Source organism: Pseudomonas sp. Y24-6 (genome assembly GCF_020295325.1).
Lineage (GTDB): Bacteria > Pseudomonadota > Gammaproteobacteria > Pseudomonadales > Pseudomonadaceae > Aquipseudomonas > Aquipseudomonas gregormendelii.
On sequence record NZ_JACBXG010000011.1, the window covers coordinates 229187 to 253124 of the forward strand.

Annotated in this window: 20 protein-coding genes and 1 pseudogene; 12 read left to right on the forward strand and 9 right to left on the reverse strand. The window is 60.0% G+C overall.

All coding sequences use genetic code 11. The features are described from left to right. Positions 1 to 68: 68 nt before the first annotated feature. Genes HYI44_RS21295 through HYI44_RS21310 form a run of 4 tightly spaced genes read right to left on the reverse strand, consistent with a single transcriptional unit; the run spans position 69 to position 6131 of the window. Positions 69 to 1250, reverse strand: coding sequence for a hybrid sensor histidine kinase/response regulator (locus tag HYI44_RS21295; RefSeq protein ID WP_225570440.1), 1182 nt, complete (start codon positions 1248 to 1250; stop codon positions 69 to 71). Further along, a complete protein-coding gene (locus HYI44_RS21300; protein ID WP_122840491.1) occupies positions 1244 to 1825 on the reverse strand; it encodes a chemotaxis protein CheB in 582 nt (193 codons plus the stop codon). The genes HYI44_RS21295 and HYI44_RS21300 overlap by 7 nt, the downstream gene beginning before the upstream one ends. After that, a complete protein-coding gene (locus HYI44_RS21305; RefSeq protein ID WP_225570441.1) occupies positions 1822 to 2637 on the reverse strand; it encodes a CheR family methyltransferase in 816 nt (271 codons plus the stop codon). The genes HYI44_RS21300 and HYI44_RS21305 overlap by 4 nt, the downstream gene beginning before the upstream one ends. Further along, complete coding sequence (locus HYI44_RS21310) at positions 2637 to 6131, reverse strand: response regulator (protein ID WP_225570442.1); 3495 nt, start codon at positions 6129 to 6131, stop codon at positions 2637 to 2639. Before HYI44_RS21310 ends, HYI44_RS21305 begins: the two co-directional genes overlap by 1 nt. A gap of 259 nt (positions 6132 to 6390) precedes the next feature. On the opposite strand from HYI44_RS21310, the gene HYI44_RS21315 reads away from it, so the two are divergent. From HYI44_RS21315 to HYI44_RS21365, 11 genes are all read left to right on the forward strand, one after another. Beyond that, the gene (locus HYI44_RS21315; protein ID WP_045061169.1) at positions 6391 to 6759 is read left to right on the forward strand and encodes a response regulator; all 369 of its coding nucleotides are present in this window, start codon (positions 6391 to 6393) and stop codon (positions 6757 to 6759) included. A 93-nt stretch (positions 6760 to 6852) separates the two neighbouring features. Further along, a complete protein-coding gene (locus tag HYI44_RS21320) occupies positions 6853 to 8148 on the forward strand; it encodes a glycosyltransferase (protein ID WP_225570443.1) in 1296 nt (431 codons plus the stop codon). A gap of 78 nt (positions 8149 to 8226) precedes the next feature. Continuing rightward, a complete protein-coding gene (locus tag HYI44_RS21325) occupies positions 8227 to 9132 on the forward strand; it encodes an AraC family transcriptional regulator (protein ID WP_122840495.1) in 906 nt (301 codons plus the stop codon). A 156-nt stretch (positions 9133 to 9288) separates the two neighbouring features. Beyond that, positions 9289 to 10599, forward strand: a complete 1311-nt coding sequence (locus HYI44_RS21330) for an ABC transporter substrate-binding protein (protein WP_225570444.1) — start codon at positions 9289 to 9291, stop codon at positions 10597 to 10599. 132 nt (positions 10600 to 10731) lie between these two features. Beyond that, complete coding sequence (locus HYI44_RS21335; protein ID WP_122840497.1) at positions 10732 to 11658, forward strand: carbohydrate ABC transporter permease; 927 nt, start codon at positions 10732 to 10734, stop codon at positions 11656 to 11658. Between the two features lie 10 nt (positions 11659 to 11668). Beyond that, positions 11669 to 12499 (forward strand): carbohydrate ABC transporter permease, encoded by an 831-nt coding sequence (locus HYI44_RS21340; protein ID WP_122840498.1) that lies wholly within the window; start codon positions 11669 to 11671, stop codon positions 12497 to 12499. A gap of 167 nt (positions 12500 to 12666) precedes the next feature. Continuing rightward, positions 12667 to 13773 carry an ABC transporter ATP-binding protein gene (locus HYI44_RS21345; protein ID WP_225570445.1) on the forward strand — a complete coding sequence of 369 codons (1107 nt, stop codon included), beginning with the start codon at positions 12667 to 12669 and terminating at the stop codon, positions 13771 to 13773. A gap of 16 nt (positions 13774 to 13789) precedes the next feature. Further along, positions 13790 to 15262, forward strand: coding sequence for a mannitol dehydrogenase family protein (locus tag HYI44_RS21350; RefSeq protein WP_225570446.1), 1473 nt, complete (start codon positions 13790 to 13792; stop codon positions 15260 to 15262). Between the two features lie 73 nt (positions 15263 to 15335). Next, complete coding sequence (xylB, locus tag HYI44_RS21355; protein WP_225570447.1) at positions 15336 to 16832, forward strand: xylulokinase; 1497 nt, start codon at positions 15336 to 15338, stop codon at positions 16830 to 16832. A gap of 13 nt (positions 16833 to 16845) precedes the next feature. After that, positions 16846 to 17784 carry a carbohydrate kinase family protein gene (locus HYI44_RS21360; protein ID WP_225570448.1) on the forward strand — a complete coding sequence of 313 codons (939 nt, stop codon included), beginning with the start codon at positions 16846 to 16848 and terminating at the stop codon, positions 17782 to 17784. A gap of 172 nt (positions 17785 to 17956) precedes the next feature. Further along, positions 17957 to 18223, forward strand: coding sequence for a DUF2790 domain-containing protein (locus HYI44_RS21365; RefSeq protein WP_122840504.1), 267 nt, complete (start codon positions 17957 to 17959; stop codon positions 18221 to 18223). Between the two features lie 74 nt (positions 18224 to 18297). Here HYI44_RS21365 and HYI44_RS21370 read toward each other — a convergent pair whose 3' ends face one another. The 4 genes and pseudogenes from HYI44_RS21370 to HYI44_RS21385 form a co-directional block, all read right to left on the reverse strand. Further along, positions 18298 to 18567: a DUF1652 domain-containing protein gene (locus HYI44_RS21370; protein WP_225570449.1), complete on the reverse strand. Its 270-nt coding sequence runs from the start codon at positions 18565 to 18567 to the stop codon at positions 18298 to 18300. A 293-nt stretch (positions 18568 to 18860) separates the two neighbouring features. After that, positions 18861 to 19850: pseudogene (gene ilvA, locus HYI44_RS21375) on the reverse strand (threonine ammonia-lyase, biosynthetic); the annotation flags it as partial. A 336-nt stretch (positions 19851 to 20186) separates the two neighbouring features. Beyond that, positions 20187 to 21338, reverse strand: a complete 1152-nt coding sequence (locus tag HYI44_RS21380) for a PQQ-dependent sugar dehydrogenase (RefSeq protein ID WP_225570450.1) — start codon at positions 21336 to 21338, stop codon at positions 20187 to 20189. Positions 21339 to 21377: 39 nt separating this feature from the next. Continuing rightward, on the reverse strand, positions 21378 to 21728 hold the full coding sequence (locus HYI44_RS21385) for a hypothetical protein (protein ID WP_122840508.1): 351 nt from the start codon (positions 21726 to 21728) through the stop codon (positions 21378 to 21380). A gap of 205 nt (positions 21729 to 21933) precedes the next feature. On the opposite strand from HYI44_RS21385, the gene HYI44_RS21390 reads away from it, so the two are divergent. Further along, positions 21934 to 22806: a Ku protein gene (locus HYI44_RS21390; protein ID WP_225570451.1), complete on the forward strand. Its 873-nt coding sequence runs from the start codon at positions 21934 to 21936 to the stop codon at positions 22804 to 22806. 106 nt (positions 22807 to 22912) lie between these two features. Here HYI44_RS21390 and lpxO read toward each other — a convergent pair whose 3' ends face one another. Then, positions 22913 to 23812: a lipid A hydroxylase LpxO gene (gene lpxO / locus HYI44_RS21395; RefSeq protein WP_122840510.1), complete on the reverse strand. Its 900-nt coding sequence runs from the start codon at positions 23810 to 23812 to the stop codon at positions 22913 to 22915. Between the last annotated feature and the right edge of the window lie 126 nt (positions 23813 to 23938).

The window sequence follows — 23938 nt, forward strand, 5'->3', positions numbered from 1 at the left end:
TTGTTCGGTCAATAGCTGCTGATACGACCGTGGGGTCGACCAGAGGTTGCGTTTATCTGGCTGATTTCCTACAGCGGCAGACAAACGCGAAACAGGGCACCTTCGCCAATCCGGCTTTCGACCGTAATGGTACCGCCGTGGGCCGTTACAATCTGTTCTGAAATAAACAGGCCCAGGCCCAGGCCGGCGACGGCGTGCTTGGCCGTGACGCGCTCGAACTGCTGGAAGATCCGTTTCTGGTTTTCTTCCCCGATGCCGATCCCTTGATCCTGCACTTCTACCCGCGCCTGACCGTTCTCACTGTACACCTTCACGGTGATCGGGCTTTTGGCGCCGTACCGTAAAGCGTTGGTCAACAAGTTTGAGATCACTTGTTCGATACGAAATTCATCCCAATTGCCCTCTATCGGTTCATCGGCATCCAGGGAAACCGAGGACTCGGCCGCGTCGATTTGCGGGGCGAAGTTTTGCAGCAAACCACGCACCAGCGCCGAGAGATCGAAGCGGCTTGGGCGGATCGACAGTTTCCCGGTACGAATCCGCGAAACATCCAACATGTCTTCGATCAGGCGGATCAGGCTTTTTATCTGCCGTTCGTCGCGATCGACCATGGCGTGCATCTTGTCCAGGGTGAAAGCGGCGGCGTTTTCCCGGGCCAGGTGCATCTTGCGCAGCTGGGTTTCCAGGATCAGGCCATTGAGCGGAGTGCGCACTTCGTGGGCGACGATCGACATGAAGTCATCGCGCATGCGCACCGCCTGCTCCAGTTCCAGCTGGGTACTTTGTAATCGCTGCAGCAGCGCCTCCTGCTCGCGACGGCTTTGCTCAAGCGCTTCGACCTGCTGTTTCATCGCCTTGCTCTGGCGATACAGGTCGACGAACACATTGACCTTGCTCTTGACCGCATGGATATCCAGCGGCTTGTGCAGGAAGTCCACCGCCCCGCTTTCGTAGCCCTTGAACGCGTAATTGAGCTCGCGACCGGCGGCGCTGACGAATACGATCGGAATGTTCCGGGTCTTTTCCGTGCCGCGCATCAACTCGGCGAGTTCAAAGCCGTTCATGCCGGGCATCTGCACGTCGAGAATGGCCATGGCGAACTCGTGCTGCAGCAGCAGGGACAGGGCTTCGTCGGCGGACAAGGCCTTATACACCATGCGGTCTTCGCGCTTGATCAGCGCTTCGAGCGCCAGCAGGTTCTCCGGCAGATCGTCGACGATCAGCAGTTTGGCTTGAATATTACTTAGCATGCGATTCGTTCCAGCTCGACTAGCAGACGGCCGATGCCGTGAATGGGAAGTATGTGATCGGGCTGGTGGGTGGCCAATGCCGCCAACGGCATGGTGGCCACCTGCGCCTCTTGCGGATCCTGGACGATGGTCAGGCCGCCCCGGTCCTTGACCTGTGCCAGGCCGCCGGCACCGTCGCGGTTGGCGCCGGTCAACAGCACCGCCGCGAGGTTGACGCCATAGGCATCGGCCGCGGATTCGAACAGGTAATCGATGGCCGGGCGCGAGTGGTGCACGCGATCTTCCAGGCTCAGGGAGAAGGTCCGGTCCTGTTCCACCGAGAGGTGATAACCGGGCGCCGCGAAATACAGCGTGCCCGGCGCGACCGGCGTCTTGTCACTGGCCTCCATCACCGGCATCGAGACCCGACGGGCGAACACTTCGGTCAGATGACTGCGGCGCGCATCGGGCAGGTGCAGGACGACGATGATCGGCAGCTTGAAGCCCTCACGCAGCGGGCTGAGGATGTTCAGCAAGGCTTCGACCCCGCCTGCCGAGGCGCCGATCACGATGGCTTCAATCGAAGAATGGCTCATGATTTGCGGTAGATCCGTTCTTGTTTGACCAAGGGTTCGAATTGCTTGCCGAAGGCTGAAAACTCCGGTGTTTCCTTACTGCCCAGTACCAGGAAGCCGCGATGGCACAGTGACTCATGAAACAAGCCAAAGGCCCTGTCCTGAAGTTTTTTATTGAAATAAATCATGACGTTACGGCAGGAAATTAACTGAGTTTCTGAAAACACACTGTCGGTGGCCAGGCTGTGATCGGCGAAGGTCACGTTCTCGCACAGCGACTTGTCGAAAATCGCGTAGCCGTAAGCGGCCGTGTAGTACTCGGAGAAAGAACGCTGGCCACCGGCTTTCTGGTAGTTGGCTGTGTAGGCCCGCACGTTTTCCATGGAAAAGATGCCTTGCTTGGCTTTAGCCAGAGAACGCGGGTTGATGTCGGTGGCGTAGATGATGGTGCGGTCCAGCAAGCCTTCTTCGCGCAGCAGGATCGCCATCGAATAGACTTCTTCCCCAGTGCTGCAGCCGGCGATCCAGATTTTGATCGAGGGGTAGGTCTTGAGCAACGGCACCACTTCCTGACGAATGGCCAGGAAGTGCGAGGGGTCGCGAAACATCTCGCTGACCGGGATGGTCAGCAGCTGCAGCAATTGCATGAACGCCGTCGGGTCGTGCAGGACCTTCTCCTGCAGCGCCGAAATGGTCGCACATTCGAACTGGCCCAACGCGTGCTGCACCCGGCGCTTGATCGAAGCGCCGGAGTAGTCGCGAAAGTCATAGCTGTACTTGAGGTAAATGGCCTCGATCAGCAGCCGCAATTCGATTTCGGTATTGGCTTGCACTAAATGCGTTCCATCTTCGGTAACCACACTCGAATCAACGAGAACAGGCGATCCAGGTCAATGGGCTTGGCCAGGTAATCATTGGAGCCGGCCTGCAGGCAGCGTTCCTGATCATCCTTCATGGCCTTGGCCGTCACCGCAATGATCGGCAGCTTGCGCCAGCGCGGGTCCTTGCGAATCTCGATGGTGGCTTCAAAGCCGTCCATCTCCGGCATCATTACGTCCATCAACACCAGATCGATGTCCTCAACTTCATTCAACCTTTCAATCGCTTCACGACCGTTACGGCCAATGACCACTACAGCGCCTTTTTGCTCGAGCGCGCTGGTGAGGGCGAAAATATTGCGCACGTCGTCGTCTACCAACAGCACTTTGCGACCCTCGAAGACCTTGTCGCGGCTACGGGCGGTCTTGAGCATCTTCTGCCGTTCATGGGACAGCTGGGATTCGACTTTGTGCAGAAAGAGTGTCACCTCGTCGAGCAATCGCTCCGGTGAACGCGCGCCCTTGATGATGATCGAGCGCGAGTACTTGCGCAGCTCGGCCTCTTCATCCCGGGTGAGGTTGCGGCCGGTGTAGACGATCACAGGCGGGAAGGAACAGATGTCCTCGGTGGACATGCGCTTGAGCAGTTCATTGCCCAGCATGTCCGGCAGCTTCAGGTCGATGATCATGCAGTCGTAGATGGTGGTGCGCAGCAGCTCCAGCGCTTCCTGGGCATAGCCAACCGCGGTGATCTCGATGTCCTCGTCGCCAATCAGGCGGGCGATGCTGTCGCGCTGCAGGTCGTCATCTTCCACCAGCAGCACGCGCTTGACCTTCTGGGTCAGCTTCGCTTCCAGGCGGGCGAACACATCCTTGAGCTCTTCGCGGGTGGTCGGTTTGACGGCGTAACCGATGGCGCCCATGTGCATGGCCGCTTCCACTCGGTCCTCGACCGAAATCACGTGCACCGGGATATGCCGCGTGTCTGCGTGTTCCTTGAGGCGCTGCAGCACGGTCAGGCCGGAATGGTCCGGCAGACGCATGTCCAGCAGGATCGCGTCCGGAATGTACTCCCTGGCCAGGTTGTAACCTTCGTCGGCGCCATGGGCAACCAGGCACTGGTAGCCCAGTTCATGCGCCAGGTCGTAGAGAATGTGTGCGAAATTCGGCTCGTCCTCCACCACCAGGATGCAGCGCGTGGCAAACGGCGCCTTGCTGCGGTCATCGTTGAAGCGGGGGATGTCGACCGGCGCAATCAGCGGTGCCAGGGCAGGCGGTGCGGCGACTTTGTGCGAGACGGCCACGGGCGCCGGAACTACCGGCGCAACCGGGCTTTCACCCGGCTCGACATATTGCTGCGGCAGCACCAGGGTGAACACGCTGCCCTTCCCCGGTTCACTGGTGACACTGATGGAACCGCCGAGCAATGCGGCCAGATCCCGGGAAATCGACAGCCCCAGGCCGGTGCCGCCGTAGCGCCGGTTGGTGGTGCCGTCGGCCTGGCGGAAGGCTTCGAAGATGCTTTCCTGCTGATCGGCGGCAATGCCAATCCCGGAATCGCGCACGACGAACGCAATGCCATCATCCGGCATGCTGGTAACGGTGAGGCTGACCGTGCCGCTCTCGGTGAACTTCACGGCGTTGGACAGCAGGTTCTTGATCACCTGCTCCAGGCGCTGGCGGTCGGTGTAGATCATCAGCGGCGAACCGTCTTGCAGCTCGACCTGGAAATCCAGCTTCTTTTGCGTCGCCAGCGGCTGGAACATACCGCGCAAGCCGTCCACCAGGCGCGCGACGCTGGTGTTCTCGGGGAGCATCTCGAGCTTGCCGGCCTCGACCTTGGAAATGTCGAGGATGTCGTTGATCAGATGCAGCAGATCGTTGCCTGCCGAATAGATCGACTCGGCAAACTTGACCTGCTCGGCGCTGAGATTGTCCTGGGGATTTTCCGCCAGCAGTTTGGCCAGGATCAGCGAGCTGTTCAGCGGCGTGCGCAGCTCATGGGACATGTTGGCGAGGAATTCGGACTTGTACTTGCTCGAACGCTGCAACTCCTCGGCACGCTCTTCCAGCTGCGTTTGAGCCAGATTGAGCTCAGTGTTCTTCTGGTCCATGGCGTCGCGCTGATCGGCGAGGATCTGCGCCTGCTCGGCCAGCTGTTCATTGGTCTGCTCCAGCTCCACCTGCTGGGTTTCCAGGTGCGCCTGGGATTCCTTGAGGATACGCGACTGCTCTTCGAGCTCTTCGTTGGCGGTCTTGAGTTCTTCCTGCTGAACCTGCAGCTCTTCATTGAGTTGCTGGGTTTCGGCCAGCACCTCTTGCAGGCGCTGGCGATAACGCGCGGCCTCGATCGAGGTGCCAATGTTGCCGGCAATCAGCTCCAGCAACTCGACGTCACGGTCACTGAGGGGGCGCAGAAAGCCCAGCTCGATTACGCCATTGACCCGCTCGTCGTCGCTGGTCGGGACCACCAACACACTGTGCGGCAGCCCTTCGCCCAGGGCAGAGCTGACCTTGAAGTAATCACTGGGCACCTTGTCCAGGCGAATCAGCTGGGCCCGTTGCGCCACCTGCCCGACAATCCCTTCATCGCTATAAATGTAGTGCTCACGCTCTTCCTGTTCCCGGGAAAACCCGTAGGACGCAATGCGCTTGAGGCCACCGTGCTCTTCGCGCACATAGATAGCCGCGACCGCTGAACCGAGGTACTGCGCGCAGAACTGCAGGATATTGCGCCCCAGCACGTTCAGCGAAAGCTGCCCCAGAACCTGTTCGGCGAGTTCAGTCTGGCCATTGCGCAGCCAGGCCTGCTGCTCCAGACGATTGGCGCTGGACTGCTGCGCGGCCAGGTTGGCGGCGTAGTTCTGCGACAGGTTGAGCAGGTCGCGGCGGCCTATATAGGCCAGCAGCGCACTGATCCCGGCGACGAACAGCAGGTACAGGGCGATGCTCCAGATGGTGGTGCGGCGCACGTCTTCATTGCGCGAGGCGCGCAACTGCTGCTCCATCTCGATCACGTCTTCGAACTGCTTGCGTATTTCATCGGTCAGGCGTTTGCCGCGCCCGGCCTTGACCGCACCACGGTAGTCGCCACTGGAACGTTGCAAGTCGATCATCGATTGCGCATAGCTGGCCCATTCGCCCTGCAGCGCTTCGAGGCGACGCAGACGATCGGTCTGTACCGGGTTGTCACTGGTCAGTTCCAGCAAGGTGTTGAGAGCAACCTTGATCCGCGGGCGCGCGGTTTCATAGGGTTCGAGAAACTTCTCGTCACCGCTGAGCAGATAGCCGCGCATCCCGGTTTCCAGATCGACGGTCAGTTTCACCGCTTCGTTGGCGTTATTGATCACCCGATCGGTATGTTCCACCCACTGGATGGTTGACAACAGATAGAGGATCAGGGACACGAAGAACACCGCACTGACAACGCCCACACCCAATGGCAGGCTGACGTTGCGGCTCAGGAGTTTACGGAATCGTTGCTCATCTACCGAAGACGCAGAGGTCATGTGGGAGCCTTGTCGAACTGTTAAAAAACAGGGAGTTTGCCCCATAACGGGCATATTGATCCAATTTTCTGACGGGTATTTCCGCAAAATTCTACATTCAGCTGTTCCAGAACCAAGGAGCGGTTATCCTTCCCGCGCTTGAGCAGCTATTCTTTTTTCAGCACGAGGGGAACTTGTCGGGCCCCGCCGTTTACTCAAGCAAGACTCCGGCGAATCTGATCGACCGGCCAACACCATTTCAATCTTTGGGAACCCTATTATGTCTTCCGCCGCGTCCATCATCCTGGTAGTCGAAGACGACGACATCGTGCGCATGTTGATCGTCGATGTACTGGAGGAACTGGAATTCGAGGTGCTGGAGGCTGATGGCGGCGAGCAGGCGCTGGCGTTCCTGGCCAACGCCGGGCAAACCATCGATCTGATGATGACTGATGTCGGCCTGCCGGGCATGGACGGGCGTGAGCTGGCCGACAAGGCGCGTCAGCTGCGTGCCCGCTTGCCGATCCTGTTCGCCAGCGGTTACGCCGAAAACATTGATGTGCCTGAGGGCATGCACCTGATTGGCAAGCCGTTCTCGATCGATGCGCTGCGGGACAAGGTCAAGGGCATCCTGCAGGCCGCCAGCTAAACCCTCATAGCGCCAGGATCGCTGCGGACTGTGCTTTAATTGCGCGCTTTTTTCCGCATGACACTCCCTGCCCGCTTCAAGGAACCACCCTCAATGAGTCAGCCCCGCGCAGCCAAAGTCCTGGTGATCGGTTACGTTTGGCCCGAGCCCCGCTCCTCGGCGGCCAGCGGCCATGTGATGCAAATCCTCGAAACCTTCCTGCACCAGGGCTGGGACATTACGTTCGGCAGCCCGGCAGGTGCTGGCGAGCACCCGGCTGACCTCACCGCCCTGGGCATTCGCCAGGTACCGATCGAGCTCAACAACAGCAGTTTCGACGCGTTTGTCAGTGAGCTGGCCCCGGATGTTGTGCTGTTCGACCAGTTCATGATGGAAGAACAATTCGGCTGGCGGGTAGAAAAGCACTGCCCCAATGCACTGCGAGTGCTGGAAACTTCAGACCTGCAGAGCCTGCGTCACGCCAGGCACCAACGCCTCAAGGAGCGCCTGAAGGCCAGCGCTGACCTCGAAGACTTCAACGAATTGTTTGCCCCCGCGTTACGGCAGGAATTCGAACTCATGGCCGATGCCGACCTGGCCAAGCGTGAGCTTGCCGCCATTTATCGTTGCGACCTGACGCTGATGATCTCCGAGGTGGAGATCGATTTGCTGGTGCAGCAATTCAAGGTGCCCCGTGAATTGTTGCACTGGTGTCCGCTGATGATCGATGTGCCCACCCGGCCAGCGACTCGCTTCGAAGACCGCGCGCATTTTCTCAGCATCGGTAACTTCCGGCATGCGCCGAACTGGGATGCAGTGCTGTGGCTCAAGACGACGATCTGGCCGTTGATTCGCCAGCAATTGCCCGCTGCCCAGCTCCACATCTATGGGGCTTACACACCGCCCAAGGCAACCGCGCTGCACAACGCCGCCCAGGGTTTTCATGTAATGAACTGGGCCGAGGATGCCTTGCAAGTCATGTCCGCGGCCAGGGTGTGCCTGGCTCCCTTGCGCTTTGGCGCGGGTATCAAGGGCAAGCTGGTGGATGCGATGCTGTGCGGCACGCCGAATGTCACAACGCCGGTTGGCGCAGAAGGCATGCACGGCCTGGAACCCTGGCCAGGTGCAATTACCCGCACGGCCCAGGCGTTTGCCGACAGCGCGGTACAACTGCACAACGACCGCACCTGCTGGCTGGACGCACAGGCCAAAGGCCTGCAATTGCTCGGGCTGCGCTATCGCCAGGCGGAGCATGGCCCGGCGCTGATCAGCCGAATTGAAGAATGCCGTCGAAACCTGGGTTCAATCCGGCGCGACAACTTTACCGGCAGCATGCTGCGCCATCACCAGCACAAGAGCACTCAGTACATGTCGCAGTGGATCGAAGCGAAAAACCGTCAGCCTCAGTAACCCTGTGAGACTGCGGGTGGCGCCTCCGGCTCGGAAAGAGGCATGATCGGCAGGCGAATATTCTGAAAGTGCCCTGACATGACCCGAGCAGCCAGAGTCACCGACCCTTCCTACGAGTTGATGGACGACCATAACGGATTGTCCATCATCTATCGCCAGCACGGCTTCCCCTGCCCTCTGGTACGTTGGCATTTCCACAAGGAATACGAACTGCACCTGATCGTCGCCAGCTCCGGCAAAGTGTTCATCGGCGATTACATTGGCAACTTCTACCCGCAAAGCCTGTTCCTCACCGGCCCCAACCTGCCCCATAACTGGATCAGCCAGGTGGCCGAGGACGAAGTGGTGCCCAAGCGCGACATGCTGGTCAACTTCACGGACGAGCTGTTCGACAGTGGCCACCTGGTGTTCGCCGAACTCAAGACCCTGGCGCCGCTGCTGGAGCGTGCGCAATACGGTATTGAATTTCGCTGCAAGCGCACCATCCGCCAGGCCATGGGCCTGATGCAACGCATTGCCGATACCCGCGGCGTCACGCGCCTGGGGCACTTTTTCATTCTGCTGGAGTTGCTGGCAGCCTCTGACGACTTTCAGTTGCTGTCCGGCGCCACCTCGCCGCAGTTGGCCGACGAGCACAACGTCGACCGCACTAACCGCGCGGTTGATTACATTTTTGCGCACTACGCCCGGGAGCTTCCGCTGGAGGAGGTTGCCGAGCATCTGGGCATGAAGCCGACGTACTTCAGTCGAGTGTTCAAGCAATCCACGGGGCGCTGCTTCATCGAATTCGTCAACCGCCTGCGCATCAGTAAGTCCTGCGAGCTGCTGGCCGATGGCGACAAGCCGGTGACCGATGTGTGCTTCGAGTCCGGGTTCAACAACATCTCCAATTTCAATCGGCGCTTCCAGCAACTCAAGGGCATGACCCCCTCGCATTACCGGCGGTTGGCGGTGCAGCGCCTGACCGAGCAGAATTCTGGTTGAGCGCCAGTGCAAAATAGTATCGATGCAAGTGCGATGGATGATTTGTCACGCCATCGATAGAAGGCTGTAATCAGTGCACAGTCTTCCCAGCACCGGAAGACACAAAAACAATAACCATCCGTCTGCCGTCCTCTGGCTGCAGAAAAGGAGTGCACGATGCAACCTTCTGTAAAAGCTCTGCTTGCCCTCACCTGCATGACCCTCAGTAGCGTCAGCCTGGCTGCCCAGACCCTGACCATCGCCACCGTCAACAACAGCGACATGATCCGCATGCAAAAACTCTCGAAAACGTTCGAGGCCGAGCATCCGGAGATCAAGCTCAATTGGGTGGTACTGGAAGAAAATGTCCTGCGTCAAAGGCTGACAACGGACATCGCCACCCAGGGCGGTCAGTTCGACGTTCTGACCATTGGCATGTACGAAGCCGCACTCTGGGGCGCCAAGGGTTGGCTGGAGCCAATGAAGGATCTGCCGGCCAACTATGCCCTGGAAGACGTCTTTCCTTCGGTCCGTGAAGGCCTGTCGGTCAAAGGGTCGCTCTATGCCCTGCCGTTTTACGCGGAAAGCTCGATCACCTATTACCGCACCGATTTGTTCAAGGAAGCCGGGCTGACCATGCCCGAGCGCCCTACCTGGACGCAAATTGGTGAATTCGCCAGCAAACTCACCAACAAGGATAAAGAGCAGTACGGCATCTGCCTGCGCGGCAAAGCCGGCTGGGGGGAAAACATGGCGCTGGTCACCACCCTCGCCAATGCCTACGGTGCTCGCTGGTTCGATGAGCAATGGCGGCCTGAATTTAGCGGGCCGGAGTGGAAAAATGCGCTGAATTTCTACGTCGACACCATGAAAAAGTCCGGGCCACCGGGCGCCTCCAGCAACGGCTTCAACGAAAACCTGGCACTGTTCAACAGCGGCAAATGTGCGATCTGGGTCGATGCCAGCGTGGCTGGCTCGTTCGTCACGGACAAGACCCAGAGCAAAGTGAGCGAGCACGTGGGCTTTACCTTCGCGCCGCATGAGGTCACCGACAAGGGTTCGGCCTGGCTGTACTCCTGGGCACTGGCGATACCCACCAGCTCCAAGGCCAAGGAGGCGGCGAAAACCTTCAGCGCCTGGGCCACTTCCAGGGAATACGGCGTACTGGTTGCCGAAAAAGATGGCATTGCCAACGTACCACCTGGCACCCGGGTCTCGACTTACAGCGACGCTTACATGAGCGCCGCGCCATTCGCCAAGGTCACGCTTGAATCCCTCAAGGCTGCGGACCCGAGCAAACCGACCCTCAAGCCGGTGCCCTACATCGGCATCCAGTTGGTGACCATTCCCGAGTTCCAGGGCATTGGCACCCAGGTCGGCAAATCGTTCTCGGCGGCGCTGATTGGCCAGACCTCGGTCGACCAGGCGCTGACGGCGGCGCAGCAAACCACCGAGCGAGAGATGAAGCGCGCGGGTTATCCGAAGTAACCCGCGTCCCCTTGTAGGAGCGAGCCGGCTCGCGATGGTGTGTCAGGCGACACCCATTTATCTGACCCACCATCACGAGCAAGCTCGCGCCTACAGATCTTTATCTGCCTGTTCCTAATCGGTTCTATCGCCATGAATACTTCAACTGCCAAAGCTCACATGGATATTCCCCAACCGGTGCGTAAGAGCCGGTTGGCCAACCCTGGCTGGTTTCTGGTCAGCCCCTCGGTGGCGTTGTTGCTGCTGTGGATGATCGTACCCCTGGGCATGACGGTTTACTTTTCGATGATTCGCTACAACCTGCTTAACCCGGGTGAAAACGAATTTATCGGGCTGGAAAACTTTACCTACTTCCTGACGGACTCCGGGTTCATGCCGGGCGCCACCAACACGCTGTTGCTGGTCGGCAGCGTGCTGCTGATCAGCGTAGTGCTTGGGGTGCTGATCAGTGCCTTGCTCGAGGCCAGTGAGTTTCTCGGGCGCGGCATCGTGCGGGTGATGCTGATCTCGCCATTCTTCATCATGCCCACCGTCGGTGCGCTGATCTGGAAGAACCTGATTTTCCACCCGGTGTCGGGGATTCTTGCCTACGTGTGGAAACTGTTCGGCGCGCAACCGGTGGACTGGCTGGCGCACTACCCGCTGCTGTCGATCATCATCATTGTCTCGTGGCAATGGCTGCCCTTCGCGATTCTGATCCTGATGACCGCCATGCAGTCCCTCGACCAGGAACAGAAAGAAGCAGCTCGCCTGGACGGTGCCGGGCCGGTCGCGATTTTCTGGCACCTGACACTGCCGCACCTGGCACGTCCCATTGCCGTCGTGGTGATGATCGAAACCATCTTCCTGCTCTCGGTGTTTGCCGAAATATTCACCACCACCAATGGCGGCCCCGGTTATGCCTCGACCAACCTCGCCTACCTGATCTACAACCAGGCGCTGGTGCAGTTCGACGTCGGCATGGCGTCCGCCGGTGGCTTGATTGCGGTGGTGATCGCCAACATCGCCGCCATCGTGCTGGTGCGCATGATCGGCAAAAACCTGACAGACAAAGCCTGAGGCCTGCGCCATGACCCTTCAACAATCCCGTCGCCTGCAAAGCCTGCTGCTTGGCACCCTGGCCTGGGCTATCGCGATCCTGATCTTCTTTCCGATTTTCTGGATGGTGCTGACCAGCTTCAAGACTGAGATCGATGCGTTCGCCACGCCGCCGCAGTTCATTTTCAGCCCCACCCTGGAGAATTACCTGCACATCAATGAGCGCAGCGATTACTTCAGCTTCGCCTGGAATTCGGTGGTGATTTCCTTCAGCGCCACCGCCTTGAGCCTGCTGATCGCGGTACCGGCGGCCTACTCGATGGCGTTCTATGAAACCCCGCGCACCAAAGGCACGCTGCTGTGGATGCTGTCGACCAAGATGCTGCCACCGGTGGGCGTACTGATGCCGATCTACCTGCTGGCCAAGAGCTTCGGCCTGCTCGATACGCGCATCGCTCTGATTGTGATCTACACGCTGATCAACCTGCCGATCGTGGTCTGGATGATTTACACCTACTTCAAGGACATTCCCAAGGACATCCTCGAAGCGGCGCGCCTGGACGGCGCAACGCTGTGGCAGGAGATGGTGCGCGTGCTGCTGCCTATCGCCAAGGGTGGCCTGGCTTCTACCGTGCTGCTGTCGCTGATCCTGTGCTGGAACGAAGCGTTCTGGTCGCTGAACCTGACCTCGTCGAAAGCCGCGCCGCTGACCGCCTTGATCGCTTCGTACTCCAGCCCCGAGGGACTGTTTTGGGCCAAGTTGTCGGCAGTCTCGACCCTGGCCTGCGCGCCGATCCTGATTTTTGGCTGGATCAGCCAGAAACAGCTGGTGCGCGGCCTGTCATTTGGTGCGGTGAAATGACGATCGCCCACCACGCGTTCCCCTGTAGGAGCGAGCTTGCTCGCGATGGACGTGAACGATAACGCGCGCTGCCTCAAAGCACTCATTGTCCGGACGTTTTTCGCGCGCAAGCTCGCTCCTGCGGAACAGTCCGGGTTAACGCATAAAACACGTGGAGGCCCATCATCATGGCCAACCTTAGAATCAAGAATCTGCAAAAGGGTTTCGAAGGCTTCTCCATCATCAAGGGCATCGACCTGGAAGTGAACGACAAGGAATTCGTGGTCTTCGTCGGCCCCTCGGGCTGTGGCAAATCCACCCTGCTGCGCCTGATTGCCGGGCTGGAAGAAGTCAGCGGCGGCACCATCGAGCTCGATGGCCGCGACATTACCGAAGTCAGCCCGGCCAAGCGTGACCTGGCCATGGTGTTCCAGACCTACGCCCTGTACCCGCACATGAGCGTGCGCAAGAACATGTCCTTCGCCCTCGACCTGGCCGGCGTTCCCAAAGCCGAGGTCGAGAAAAAAGTCGGCGAAGCGGCGCGCATTCTCGAGCTCGGACCGATGCTGGAGCGCAAGCCCAAGCAACTGTCCGGCGGCCAGCGTCAAAGGGTGGCTATCGGCCGGGCGATCGTGCGCAACCCGAAGATCTTCCTGTTCGACGAACCCTTGTCCAACCTCGACGCCGCGCTGCGGGTGCAAATGCGCCTGGAGCTGTTGCGCCTGCACAAGGATCTGCAAGCCACGATGATCTATGTGACCCACGACCAGGTCGAAGCCATGACCATGGCCGATAAGGTCGTGGTGCTCAATGGCGGCAAGATCGAACAGGTCGGCTCGCCTCTGGACCTGTATCACCAGCCGGCCAATCTGTTTGTCGCCGGTTTTCTCGGCACGCCCAAAATGGGCTTCCTCAAGGGCAAGGTCACCCGGGTCGACAGCCAAAGCTGCGAAGTGCTGCTGGAAGCCGGCACTCGCATCAGCCTGCCGCTGAGCGGCGCCAGCCTGAGCGTCGGCGGCGCGGTGACATTGGGCATCCGCCCCGAGCACCTGAACCTGGCGCGCACCGGCGATTGCACCTTGCAGGTCACTGCCGATGTCAGCGAGCGCCTTGGCAGCGATACGTTCTGCCACGTGCTGACCACATCCGGTGAGGCACTGACCATGCGGGTTCGCGGCGATCTGGCCAGCCGTTACGGTGAGGCCCTGAGCCTGCACCTGGATGCCGAGCACTGCCATTTATTCGATGCCGACGGCGTGGCGCTGACCCGCCCGCTGCGCGCCGCCGCCGCCTGATTTGCGAGAGCCAGTGATGAAACTCAACAAACAGAATTTGCCTCACCTTGCTGCCGAAGTGCGCCTGCCGGCCTACACCTTAAGCGACACCCGCCAGGGTATCGCGCACATTGGCGTCGGCGGTTTCCACCGGGCGCACCAGGCGTATTACACCGATGCGCTGATGAACCTGGGCATTGACCTGGACTGGGCCATTTGCGGCGTCGGCCTGCGCGGCGAAGACCGCCGCGCCCGGGATGACCTCAAGGGCCAGGATTACCTGTTCACCCTGTACGAACTGGGCGATACCGACGACACCGAAATCCGGGTTGTCGGTGCCATCCGCGACATGCTGCTGGCCGAGGACGGTGCGCAAGCCTTGATCGACCGGCTGGCGGACCCGCAGATTCGCATCGTCTCGCTGACCATCACCGAAGGCGGCTACTGCATAGATGACAGCAGCGGCGAGTTCATGGCGCAGTTGCCACAGATCCAGCACGACCTGGCGCACCCGCAGGCGCCGCAGACCGTGTTCGGTTTCCTCTGCGCAGCGCTGGCCCGCCGCCGCGCAGCGGGTATTGCGGCGTTCACCTTGATGTCCTGCGATAACCTGCCCCACAACGGCGCCGTCACCCGCAAGGCCCTGCTGGCCTTTGCCGCCCTGCACGACGCTGACCTGGGCGAGTGGATCGCCGCCAACGTAAGTTTCCCTAACGCCATGGTCGACCGCATCACGCCCATGACCAGCACCGCCCATCGCCTGCAACTGGCCGACCGGCATGGCGTGGACGATGCCTGGCCGGTGGTCTGCGAGCCGTTTGTGCAATGGGTCCTGGAGGACAATTTCGTCAACGGACGCCCGGCCTGGGAAAAGGTGGGCGTGCAGTTCACCGACGACGTGACGCCCTACGAAGAGATGAAGATCAAATTGCTCAACGGCAGCCACCTGGCGTTGACGTATCTGGGCTTCCTCAAAGGTTATCGCTACGTCCACGAGACGATGAACGATCCGTTGTTCGTGCGTTACATGCGCGCCTACATGCAGTTGGACGTCACCCCGCAACTGGCGCCCGTACCAGGCATCGACCTGGCGGATTACCAGGACACGCTGGTGGCGCGCTTCTCCAATCAGGCGATAGCCGATCAACTGGAGCGGGTGTGTTCGGACGGGTCGTCGAAGTTTCCCAAATTCACCGTGCCGACCATCAACCGCCTCATTGCCGATGGCCGCGACACCCGGCGGGCCGCGTTGGTGGTGGCGGCGTGGGCCCTTTACTTGAAAGGGGTCGACGAAAATGGCGATACCTACACGATCCCAGATCCGCGGGCGATGTTCTGCCAGGCATTGGTGGCCGATGATGCGCTGGTGACTCAGCGCTTGCTGGGGGTTGAGGAGATTTTCGGTACGGCCATCGCGCAGTCGCCCGAGTTTGTCGCGGCGTTCGAATGGTGCTGCAACAGCTTGCGCGAGGTGGGGGTGACACGCACGTTGGAGCGGGTCCTGGCGTAGCCTCAGCTCTGTGGGAGCGAGCCTGCTCGCGATCAGCCTCACCGAGGTTCAGATGAAACACCAAGGATCAACCATGGCACATCAACAGCTATACCTGGGCATCGACTGTGGCACCCAGGGCACCAAGGCCCTGATCCTCGACGCCCACAGCGGTCAGGTGCTGGGTCAGGGCGCCGCGGAGCACAGCCTGATCAGTGGGGCCAACGGCCGACGCGAGCAAGACACCCGTCAGTGGCTCGATGCATTTGCCCTGGCGACACGCCGCGCATTGCTGGCGGCTAATGTCGACGGTCAGGGCATCCGGGGTATCGCCGTCTCCGGGCAGCAACATGGCCTGGTGCTGCTGGACCACCAGGGTCAGGTACTGCGCCCGGCCAAGTTATGGTGCGACACCGAGTCCACCCCGCAGAACGATCGCCTGCTGGCGTTGCTGGGCGGGGAAAAGGGTTCTCTGGAGCGACTGGGCGTGGTAATCGCCCCAGGCTATACCCTGTCCAAACTGCTCTGGACTCGGGAACATCACCCGCAAGTGTTTGCCCGCATCGCCCATATCCTGTTGCCCCACGATTACCTCAATTATTGGCTCACAGGCCGTTGCTGCAGTGAATATGGCGATGCCTCCGGCACGGGTTACTTCGATGTTCGCACGCGCCAGTGGGATACGCAGTTGCTGCGCGAGGTCGATCCCTCCGGGAGGCTGGAAGCGGCGCTGCCCGAACTGGTCGGCGCCGACCAGCCAGTCGGCACCATCAGGCCGGACATCGCGGCACTCCTGGGGGTCAACCCGCAGGCACGCGTTGCCAGCGGCGGCGGTGACAACATGATGGGTGCGATTGGCACTGGCAACATTCAGCCCGGCGCCATCACCATGAGCCTGGGCTCGTCGGGAACGGTGTATGCCTATGCCGACCAGCCACGGGTCAGCTTCGATGGGTCGGTGGCCACTTTCTGTTCGTCCAGCGGTGGCTGGTTGCCACTGATCTGCACCATGAACCTGACCAACGCCACCTCGGCAATACGCGAACTGTTCGAACTGGATGTCTCGTGTTTCAACCAACGGGTGGCGCAGGCACCAATAGGGGCCGAAGGCGTGTGCCTGCTGCCTTTCTTCAACGGCGAGCGGGTGCCCGCCCTGCCCCATGCCACAGGCAGCCTGCTGGGGTTGAGCCTGACCAACCTGACACAAGCCAATGTCTGCCGCGCAGTGGTCGAGGGCACGACGTTCGGATTGCGCTTCGGACTGGACCTGCTGCGCCACGATGGCTTACAAAGCCTGCGCATCTGCCTGACGGGTGGTGGCTCGAAAAGCCCGGTGTGGAGGCAGATGGTGGCAGACATCATGGACACCCCCGTGATCTGCACCCATCAGAGCGAGGCGGCAGCACTGGGCGCGGCGATTCAGGCGGCCTGGTGCGTGTCACTGGCAGATGGAGCAGCCGTCAGCCTCAAAGTCTTGTGCGAGCGCTGCGTGCAACTCGACCCGAGCAGCGAAACCCTGCCGGTCGCCGCCAATGTCGCCGCGTATGAGCCGCTGTACAAACGTTACCGACAGCATGTCGCAACCCTTTGAAGAGTGAATAATCATGTATCTGGTGTGTGGCGAAGCGCTGTTCGATTTTTTCAGTGAAGAAGACGTCAGTGGCCTGGCGTCCAAAGTAAATTTCAAGGCCATTGCTGGTGGTTCGCCGTTCAATGTGGCCGTGGGTTTGCGCCGGCTGGGCGTAAAGGCCGCGCTGTTTGCCGGGCTGTCCAGCGATTACCTGGGCAAGCGTTTGCAGCAGGTGTTGCAGGACGAAGGTGTGGCTACCGACTTCGTGGTGGAATTCGCGGCGCCCACTACCCTGGCGATGGTCGCCGTGGGCGCCAATGGCTCGCCGCATTACAGCTTTCGGGGCGAAGGTTGCGCTGACCGGCAGCTGCGCCTCGACCATCTTCCGCTGCTGCCAGCCGACATACGCGGCCTGCATGTCGGTTCCTACTCGCTGGTGGTACAGCCGGTTGCCGATACCCTCCTGGCATTGGTGCGCAGGGAAAGCGGTAAGCGCTTGATCAGCCTGGATCCGAATGTGCGGCTCAATCCAGAGCCGAACATCGAATTGTGGCGCTCGCGAGTGGCGATGCTGGTCGAGCATGCCGACCTGATCAAGGTCAGCGACGAGGACCTGAGCCTGTTATATCCCGAACAGGACCCGCAGCGGGTGATCGAGGGCTGGCTGGAGCATCGCTGTCAGCTGGTGTTCCTGACTCGCGGTGGCGAAGGTGCGACGGTGTTCAGTCGTCGACACGGCGCCTGGTCGGTACCGGCCTGCGCCGTGGAGATTGCCGACACCGTCGGGGCCGGCGATACCTTCCAGGCGGCGTTGATCGCCTGGCTGACGGAGCGGCAACTGGATTCGGTGCAGGGTTTGCAGCAATTAGAACGCGAGCAGACTGATGCAATGCTCAGGTTTGCGGTGAGCGCAGCGGCGCTGACGTGCACCAGGACCGGGCCGGACTTGCCGTATCGCCATCAGCTGCAATAAACCTGTAATAGCAGCCTCCAGCCGACAGGTGGCATACGGCGAGGTTAACCATCGCTTAACTGTGCGGTCCAATAATTGACTGGACCGCACGCCTGCAGCTTGCCTGACAGCCCAGTGCGGACCGCTCGATCCTGATGGTCGAGCTGACCTTTGTCTGCGCTGGAGTACGCTCATGAAAATGCAAACGATATTGCTCGCCACCACCCTTGCCAGTATTTCCTGGGGCGGCATCGCCCATGCCAATGACGCAGGTACCAGCCAAGCGGTGCCCTACCATTACGGGATGCCCCTGCACGTCGCCAAGGTGGTGGCCCTGACGGAGCCTTCGACCATGGACTGCAAAGTGGTGACGGCTGAAATGAAATACATCGACAACGCCGGGCAACCTGCGCAAATCAGCTATCGCAAATTGTCGGATGCTTGCAGCTTGCAGAACTGACGACAAAGGGTCTGGCCTGTTGTCAGGCCAGACCCTTGAGTAATAGTCAGATCGCCGGCGGTTATCGTCAGATCTTAAAGCGCCTTGCGGTCCGGGTGCAGCGTTTGCTTGTGTGCATGGAGATCGATATCGGAGCGTAGCCCCGAAATGAGCTCGTTGATCTCTCGCCTGCCGTTAAGATGACTGGCGTCTATACCGGATTTAACCAGGTCAACCTGATCCGTCACGCCGTCGGAAAACACTTTGACGGTCATGGAAAGGTCAGGCGATAACGTACATAAACAGCGTTTAGGCAGGAAACTGCTTTCAATGATGTTGCGAAGTTCCAAGGCAGAAAGAAACATGGCGACCCTCTCCTTATTGTCAGATTGCCAACGATAAACAGGCGCTGACTCAAGAAATTCGCGGTCAGCTTAAGGACATCTACAGCATAAATCATGCCTCTGATTTCGCTGTGCAGCTCATCGGGAAATCAATAGGTTAGCGAAGGTGAGCGAGCAAGTGATCATGCAAACTGCAAGAAGCCGCGCCTGGGCCACTGCAAAATGCAATCCTGCCCCGGCCGGTTGCACGAACCGGACACGGCGGCAAGAATGCGGCAATGTGTCCAGTCTCAGGCCGGCGCGGCGCATGAGGCGGCACGTTCAGCCACGTGGCGCAGGCTGTCGAAGTTGATGTTGGCGCCCGAGTCGATGGCCACCAGGGTCTGGCCACGGGCTTGGGTGCGGGCGACATACTTTTTGATACCGGCCACGGCCAGTGCACCGGAAGGTTCGGTGATCGAACGGGTATCGTCGTAGATATTCTTGATCGCGGCGCACAACTCGTCATTGCTCACGGTCAGCATTTCGTCCACGCAGAATCGACATACTTCAAACCCATAGGCGCCTATTTGCGCCACCGCAACGCCGTCGGCAAAGGTGCCGACGTACGGCAGCACCACGCGCTCATCGGCTTGCAGCGCTGCGCCCAGGCAAGCTGAGTGTTCGGACTCCACACCGATGATGCGCACTTGCGGTCGCAGGTATTTGACGTATGCGGCGATGCCTGCGATCAGTCCACCCCCCCCCACCGGCACAAAGATCGCGTCGAGGCCTGCGGGGTGCTGACGCAGGATCTCCATGGCGACAGTGCCCTGCCCCGCGATCACCTCCGGGTCGTCGAATGGCGAAACAAAGGTACGGCCTGTGCGCGCGGCCAGGTCCAGGGCGTATGCCAGGGCAAACGGAAAGCTTTCACCGTGCAGCACGGCCTCGGCGCCACGGCTTCGCACCCCCAGCACCTTCAGTTCCGGCGTCGTGGCGGGCATGACGATGGTCGCAGCAATTCCCAGTTCCCGCGCTGCCAACGCCACACCTTGTGCGTGGTTGCCGGCCGACGCGGTGATCACTCCGCGTGCTTTTTGCTCATCACTCAGTTGCACCAGCTTGTTATAAGCACCGCGGATCTTGAAGGAAAACGTCGGCTGCAGGTCCTCGCGTTTCAGCAGGATCTGGTTACCCAGGGCTTCCGACAACGCGGGTGCAGGTTGCAATGGCGTACGTACGGCCAGTTCGTAAACCGGCGCCGCGAGTATTTTCTTTACGTATTGGGCAAGCAGGGCTTGCTGGTTGGCGGTGTAGGTCATCTCGGTCTCCTTTATTACCCACGCAGGAGCTGCCGAAGGCTGCGATCTTTTGCTCTGCAATAGCGACAAGATCGCGACCTTCGAACAGCTTCTACGCCGGTCCCTCAGCGGCTTTAACCCAGGAGACAGAAAGTAAAAACCCGCCTCGAGGGCGGGTTGGGTGCTGCAGTCGTGAGCTAACCCGCCAAATAAGGAATGGCGGTAATAATGCTTGGCTGGCAGCGCGATACGTTGGAAGTCATGGGTCGAAACTAGCCGGCGGCTAATGGCAAGTCAATGGTCAATTACAATCGACCCCTGCAGACTCGCCGCTCAACCCAAGGAAGGTGGATGCAGTTACTTCAACCCAACCTTGTACAAAACTCCATCGCTCTCATCCGTCAGCACGTACAAATAACCGTCGGGCCCCTGCCGCACCTCGCGAATGCGCTTGTTGAGCTCGCCCATCAAGCGCTCCTCGTGGACCACTTTGTCCCCGTTGAACTGCAGGCGGATCAATTCCTGGCTGACCAGTGCCCCCATGAACACGTTGTGCTGCCACACCTTGAACCGGTCGGCATCGTAGAACGCCATACCGCTCAGCCCCGGGGATTTCTCCCAGACATGGTGCGGCCCTACCGTGCCCTCGGCGGTCTTGCCGGTGGCTTCGGGAATGGACTGGCCTGAATAATTGATGCCATGGGTAGCCAGCGGCCAACCGTAGTTCTTGCCGCGCTCGATCACATTCAGTTCATCGCCACCGCGGGGGCCATGCTCGGTTTCCCAGAGGACGCCCGTCCAGGGGTTGAGCGCCGCGCCTTGGGGGTTACGCTGACCGTAAGACCAGATTTCCGGGCGCACACCGTTCTGCCCGACAAAGGGGTTGTCATCCGGTACCCGGCCATCGGGATAGATCCTGACCACCTTGCCCTGCAACTTGTCGAGGTCCTGGGCCGTTGGCCGGTCGTTGTTTTCACCCAGGGTGATGAACAGATAGCCGTCGCGGTCGAACACCAGCCGCGAGCCGAAGTGATTGCTGACCGAAAGCTTGGGCTCCTGCCGGAAGATCACCTTGAAGTTCTCCAGAGTCTTCAAATCTGCCGACAGTTGCCCGCGACCTACGGCGGTACCGGCCTTGTCCCCCTTGCCGCCACCCTCGGCGTACGACAGGTACACCGTGCGGTCCTGCTTGAAGTCAGGGGACAGCACAACATCCAGCAAGCCACCCTGGCCTTTGGCCCACACGTCTGGCACGCCGCTGATAGGGGCCGAAAGCTTGCCGTCGAGGGAGACCAGCCGCAGGTTGCCCGGGCGCTCGGTTACCAGCATGCCCTGGCGGTCGGGCAGAAATGCCAGGGCCCAGGGATGCTCCAGACCTTGAGTGAGGGTGGTGACTTCAAGCGTGCCCTGCTCGCTCTTCAATTCCTGGACAGATGCCGCAACGGCGGCGGGTGCAGTGGTGAACATGACACTGGCGCAGAAGGTGGCCAGGAGGGATTTTCTCAACATGCACAGTTCCTTATGTCGTCAAAATAGTCAGCCAGGCTGTCAGCGATTGTTGCTATCGCCGTCTCTAGGGGGTGGGTTGGGGATGAACCTGGGTGGGCTGTCGGGCACAGGGCGAGTCTGCGGTGCACGATTGCCAATGCCGCCGTTGTCCAGGGTGGGTGGCCGGGGCACTGGTACGGTATTGGGCCCGCGTATGGCCGGCGCACTGGGTTGTGTGCCTTGCATGCTATTGGGGTTGGCCCGGCGAATGGGGCTGTTGTAGGGATTGCTGGTACTACCCGTAGGGCTTTGCGCCAACAGCATCGACTCAGGGGCCGCTGCCGCGTGGGCCTGATGGCTCAGCACGGCACCCCATGCCAGTGCGGTGCAGACCAGCACGAACCTGTTCATCGGTGAACCTCTCGACGTGGGCGTGGATAGGGCCTTCGATACCACGCTACGCCGGGGGTTCTGTTTTGTTAATCAAAACCTCGCGCCGAAGATGTAACACCAGTTGACCAGGGCTGCCCCGCGCCCCGGCGGGCCGGGGCATAATCGGCTGAAACTTTTGCCAGGGGATGCGGGTCACCTGATCATCACTCGCGAGTAGTCGACCATGGCACGGGCAATCTGGAAAGGCGCAATCAGTTTCGGGCTGGTGCATATCCCTGTAGCGCTGGTTTCGGCGACGTCTTCCCAAGGCGTGGACTTTGACTGGCTGGACAGTCGCAGCATGGATCCGGTCGGGTATAAACGGGTGAACAAGGTAACCGGCAAGGAGGTGACCAAGGAACACATCGTCAAGGGTGTGCAGTACGAAAAGGGTCGCTACGTGGTGCTCAGTGAAGAGGAAATCAAATCAGCCCACCCGCTCTCCACCCAGACAATCGACATCTTTTCCTTTGTCGACAGCGAGCAGATTCCGCTGCAGAACATCGATACGCCTTATTACCTGGCCCCGGATAAACGCGGCGGCAAAGTCTATGCGCTGCTGCGTGAAACCCTGAGCAAAACCAACAAAGTCGCCCTGTGCCACGTGGTGCTGCATACCCGCCAGCACCTGGCAGCGCTGATGCCGTTGGAGTCGGCGATGGTCCTGGTGATGCTGCGCTGGCCGGAAGAGGTTCGCAGTCTCGACACCCTGGAACTGGGCAGCGAAGTGACCGAGCCCAAATTGGCCAAGGGCGAGCTGGATATGGCCAAGCGCCTGGTGCAGGACATGAGCGGCGACTGGTCGCCTGAAGACTATCGCGACAGTTTCGAGGACAAGATCATGGCGCTGGTCGAGAAGAAAGCCCATGAAGGCAAGATCGAAGATGTGGAAACGGCGACCGGCGAGGAAGAGCGCAAGACCGCGGATGTCATTGACTTGACCGAGTTGCTCAAGCGCAGCCTGGGAGGGAAAGCTGCTACCAAGCCGGCGGCGAAAACCAAGTCGGCGGCGAAGGCTGCACCGGCGAAAAAGGCGACCAAGCGCTCGGCGGGATGATTGATTGTTAAGGTGCAGTCCTGATCGCGAGCAGGCTCGCTCCCACAGCGGTTTTGTGTTGTTCACAATGCCCGCGTGGGGGCGAGCCTGCTCACGATGGCATTGATCAGATCAGCACAAAAACCGTCAGCAACCCGCCCAATATTGCCCACTTTTCCAGGTAATAAAGCTTGCGATTGCGCTTCTTCAGCGCCTTGCCGCGCAAGCGGATCTTGTAGATCTTGCCAAACAGCCGGTTGATCCCGCCCGTCTTGTCGCCCGCATCGTTCGGTGCGCCGGCAGCGGACATCACATGGCGGCTGAACCAGCCGTTGAATGCTGCCGCCCAGCGATACTTCATGGGCCGCTCGATATCGCAAAACAGAATGATGCGATTGTGACTCGTGGTGTTTTCCGCGTAATGGATGAAGGTCTCATCGAACATTACGGCTTCACCGTCGCGCCAGTGGTAATTCTCGCCGTCGACGTTGATATAGCAGCCCGCATCATTGGGCGTTTCCAGGCCAAGGTGGTAACGGTAGGACCCGGCATAGGGATCACGATGGCGCACCAGTCTGGCCCCCGGCGGCAACTCGGCGAACATCGCCGCTTTGATCGAGCCGATGCCCTGTACCAGTTCGGTGGTGCGGGGGCACAACTTCATGGCCGAGGGATGGCTGTCGCCATACCACTTGAGGTAGAAACGTTTCCAGCCAGTCTTGAAGAAGGAGTTGAAGCCGACATCGTCAAACTGGCTGGAACGCTTGATTTCACCAGCGCGAATCAGGTTCTGTCCTTCTGCGCGAATCTCCTGCCAGTGTTCCTGCAGTGGCCGCAGGTCCGGAAAGTCTGCCGGATCGAGGTAAGGCTTGTTGGGCAATTTCGAGAACAGGTACAGCAGACAGTTCAGGGGCGCGAGGAACGTCGAGTGGTCGCTCAGTTGCCGGCCTGGTTTATGGCGCACGCGGCCGCGCAGGTGGACGTAAGCGATCGAGACTATATAAACGGCGGCAATGATGAGTTTCACGGAAATCGTCACATGTCAGGAGTGAACAAACTGCATCCATGCCTGTCGGCATCAAGTAGGTGGCATTTTAGCCACAGTTGCTGCCCCTTGGTGAACCTGCAAATGCGAAAAACCGTCCGCTGACGC

Excerpts from the sequence above, each read along its gene's own strand:
- HYI44_RS21295 (WP_225570440.1), bottom strand. The coding sequence starts at position 1,250 with ATGCTAAGTAATATTCAAGCCAAACTGCTGATCGTCGACGATCTGCCG.
- HYI44_RS21300 (WP_122840491.1), bottom strand. The coding sequence starts at position 1,825 with ATGAGCCATTCTTCGATTGAAGCCATCGTGATCGGCGCCTCGGCAGGC.
- HYI44_RS21310 (WP_225570442.1), bottom strand. The coding sequence starts at position 6,131 with ATGACCTCTGCGTCTTCGGTAGATGAGCAACGATTCCGTAAACTCCTG.
- HYI44_RS21315 (WP_045061169.1), top strand. The coding sequence starts at position 6,391 with ATGTCTTCCGCCGCGTCCATCATCCTGGTAGTCGAAGACGACGACATC.
- HYI44_RS21320 (WP_225570443.1), top strand. The coding sequence starts at position 6,853 with ATGAGTCAGCCCCGCGCAGCCAAAGTCCTGGTGATCGGTTACGTTTGG.
- HYI44_RS21325 (WP_122840495.1), top strand. The coding sequence starts at position 8,227 with ATGACCCGAGCAGCCAGAGTCACCGACCCTTCCTACGAGTTGATGGAC.
- HYI44_RS21330 (WP_225570444.1), top strand. The coding sequence starts at position 9,289 with ATGCAACCTTCTGTAAAAGCTCTGCTTGCCCTCACCTGCATGACCCTC.
- HYI44_RS21335 (WP_122840497.1), top strand. The coding sequence starts at position 10,732 with ATGAATACTTCAACTGCCAAAGCTCACATGGATATTCCCCAACCGGTG.
- HYI44_RS21340 (WP_122840498.1), top strand. The coding sequence starts at position 11,669 with ATGACCCTTCAACAATCCCGTCGCCTGCAAAGCCTGCTGCTTGGCACC.
- HYI44_RS21345 (WP_225570445.1), top strand. The coding sequence starts at position 12,667 with ATGGCCAACCTTAGAATCAAGAATCTGCAAAAGGGTTTCGAAGGCTTC.
- HYI44_RS21350 (WP_225570446.1), top strand. The coding sequence starts at position 13,790 with ATGAAACTCAACAAACAGAATTTGCCTCACCTTGCTGCCGAAGTGCGC.
- xylB (WP_225570447.1), top strand. The coding sequence starts at position 15,336 with ATGGCACATCAACAGCTATACCTGGGCATCGACTGTGGCACCCAGGGC.
- HYI44_RS21360 (WP_225570448.1), top strand. The coding sequence starts at position 16,846 with ATGTATCTGGTGTGTGGCGAAGCGCTGTTCGATTTTTTCAGTGAAGAA.
- HYI44_RS21365 (WP_122840504.1), top strand. The coding sequence starts at position 17,957 with ATGAAAATGCAAACGATATTGCTCGCCACCACCCTTGCCAGTATTTCC.
- HYI44_RS21370 (WP_225570449.1), bottom strand. The coding sequence starts at position 18,567 with ATGTTTCTTTCTGCCTTGGAACTTCGCAACATCATTGAAAGCAGTTTC.
- HYI44_RS21380 (WP_225570450.1), bottom strand. The coding sequence starts at position 21,338 with ATGTTGAGAAAATCCCTCCTGGCCACCTTCTGCGCCAGTGTCATGTTC.
- HYI44_RS21385 (WP_122840508.1), bottom strand. The coding sequence starts at position 21,728 with ATGAACAGGTTCGTGCTGGTCTGCACCGCACTGGCATGGGGTGCCGTG.
- HYI44_RS21390 (WP_225570451.1), top strand. The coding sequence starts at position 21,934 with ATGGCACGGGCAATCTGGAAAGGCGCAATCAGTTTCGGGCTGGTGCAT.